Raw genomic sequence first — 2,109 nt, forward strand, 5'->3', positions numbered from 1 at the left:
TTTTAGGGGGGTGGTCAAAGTTTGCACACTTAACCGCCTGTTAGAGAGGGCTGTTAATTTTTCCCACTCATTCACGATCGTGCCATTTTTACTCAAATTTAGTTCCTCCTTAAACAGAAAAAGAGATTTCTGGAAAGAATTTTCAGAGTTCTCGTAACTCTAAAAAATTCATAACCAAAAATCTCTAGTCTTGAAGAAACCTAAAAAAATTCGTATAATGAACTTGAGTTACGGAACTAGTGCGATAGTTTCCGTAATTGGTCGACTGGTGCTTCCAACACCATTCGGCTATTTTTTTTACTCTTTTTCAGTTGATGTATTTGTTAAACCAATCATACTCCAAGACCTTGCCCTTTGAAAAGGGCAAACCCCAAACTTTTCGACTTCGCCAGTCGGGGGCGTCCCCAACAGTAGGTTTGGGAAGACCCACAGCGTCCGAGTAAAATTTTATAGCCGTCAACTCCTTAAAGCCTCAAAGACGCTCTAAGAAGCCCTCACAGGCGTTCTAAGAGCGTCTAATTCGATTTACCGTTGACTGCACGATTTATTAACTTCTCTTGTTAAATCAGCTAATACACGCATTAAATGATACATACAACAAAACGAAATGGGGAATTAATATGACACAATGGAAAAAAGCGAGATCTTCTAGTCCTTTAAGCCTTCAGCGTCAATTAGAAATCAGCTTAACCGCACAGTTAGCAACTTGGCAGCAAAACAATTTGAGTAAATCAGATATGGCCCAAAAACTAAATATTTCAGTCTCAGAACTAAATCAAATCCTCTTCGGCAGTTATATTCCAAATCTTGAAGAACTACTAACTTACTTTGACTTACTCAATCTCACAATAAAACTGGAATTCGAGTAAGAGCATAAGGGAAACAGTTAACTGCTATAGCAGTTAAGCCGACAGTGTCGGCGTTTCTTCAGATTTACTTAAACTCCCAAAATAGCAAAAAGTAATACATTGTATTACATCAAAAATCGCAGTATAAAAACAAACCACGAAAAAATGTAATACATTGTAATACCAAAGTAATACATTGTATTACACTCAAAAACACAGATTGTAATACAATGTATTACATTTTATGCTTTATTACTTGTTATTTATTGATTCTGTCACGTCAAATCCTTGTAACCAAGTATCCAACTCATTTTTTAAATCATCTGCCGATTCAGCAAACGTTTCACGCAAATGATTCGTTAACTCATCATTTTGACTTTCCTGCTTCAATAATTCACGATATTTATATTTTGTGTGACGAGATAATCCAGCCCACAAAGAATGGTCTGAAATCAAACCCGCAATCATAACCCTATCCGTATGCTTTGTATCAATCGGTAAAAAATGAGGACTAGCAAAACTGTCTAAACTTTCATGAACCATAGCATACCAATCAGCCGCTTTCCCACGCCGTAACTGCAATTCTAAACGCCACCAAGTTTTTACTTCCGGCGGCACAATCTTACGCTTGGTTTCCTGTTCTAACTTTTTGTTATACAGCCGTATTTGTCGCTCGCTGGCGCGACTTCCCCAATAAGCCGTTTCCAATTTGCCAGACCGCCCATAAATGGGTTTAAAAGAAACCGGATCAACTACCCGATATTGTGTAATAAATTCATCAGGTACATCGACAATATCGCAAGCAATATCCGCACGTGAAAAATGAGGTTCCAAAAATAAATCGTGGATAAAATTTTTCATCGAGCTGGCTAAAAATTGGTTAATCTTATTAGGGTTAAAGTCAATTCGCCCTTTTCCCTCTTGCCATTTCAAAATTTCAATATAGGCAATGTTTTCTCCGTATTGGTCCAACAACTGCCAACCGTTATTGCTCACTGCCTTTAAATAAGCTTTGTCTTCGTTCAACCGCATCAATCGCTCAAAATCGACCGTCACCACATCATTTCGGGTGTGATAATAAATATTTTCCTTCAGTTTTCCAACAATCGTAATTCGGTCGATTGACCACTGCATTTTTAGGGGGGTGGTCAAAGTTTGCACACTTAACCGCCTGTTAGAGAGGGCTGTTAATTTTTCCCACTCATTCACGATCGTGCCATTTTTACTCAAATTTAGTTCCTCCTTAAACAGAAAAAGAGAT

General features: G+C 37.9%; 2 protein-coding genes. One reads left to right on the top strand and one right to left on the bottom strand.

Annotated elements, in window-relative coordinates; genetic code table 11:
• Nucleotides 1–620 precede the first annotated feature (620 nt).
• A complete protein-coding gene (locus GVJ38_RS14020; protein WP_159723811.1) occupies nt 621–869 on the top strand; it encodes a helix-turn-helix domain-containing protein in 249 nt (82 codons plus the stop codon).
• Nucleotides 870–1,100: 231 nt separating this feature from the next.
• Here the strand turns inward: GVJ38_RS14020 and GVJ38_RS14025 are convergent, their stop codons facing one another.
• Nucleotides 1,101–2,078 (bottom strand): replication initiation factor domain-containing protein, encoded by a 978-nt coding sequence (locus tag GVJ38_RS14025; RefSeq protein ID WP_159723812.1) that lies wholly within the window; start codon nt 2,076–2,078, stop codon nt 1,101–1,103.
• Nucleotides 2,079–2,109: the final 31 nt, after the last annotated feature.

This window comes from Enterococcus sp. CSURQ0835, assembly GCF_902706605.1.
Lineage (GTDB): Bacteria > Bacillota > Bacilli > Lactobacillales > Enterococcaceae > Enterococcus_A.

Coding starts and splice junctions, on each gene's coding strand:
- GVJ38_RS14020 (WP_159723811.1), top strand. CDS start 621: ATGACACAATGGAAAAAAGCGAGATCTTCTAGTCCTTTAAGCCTTCAG.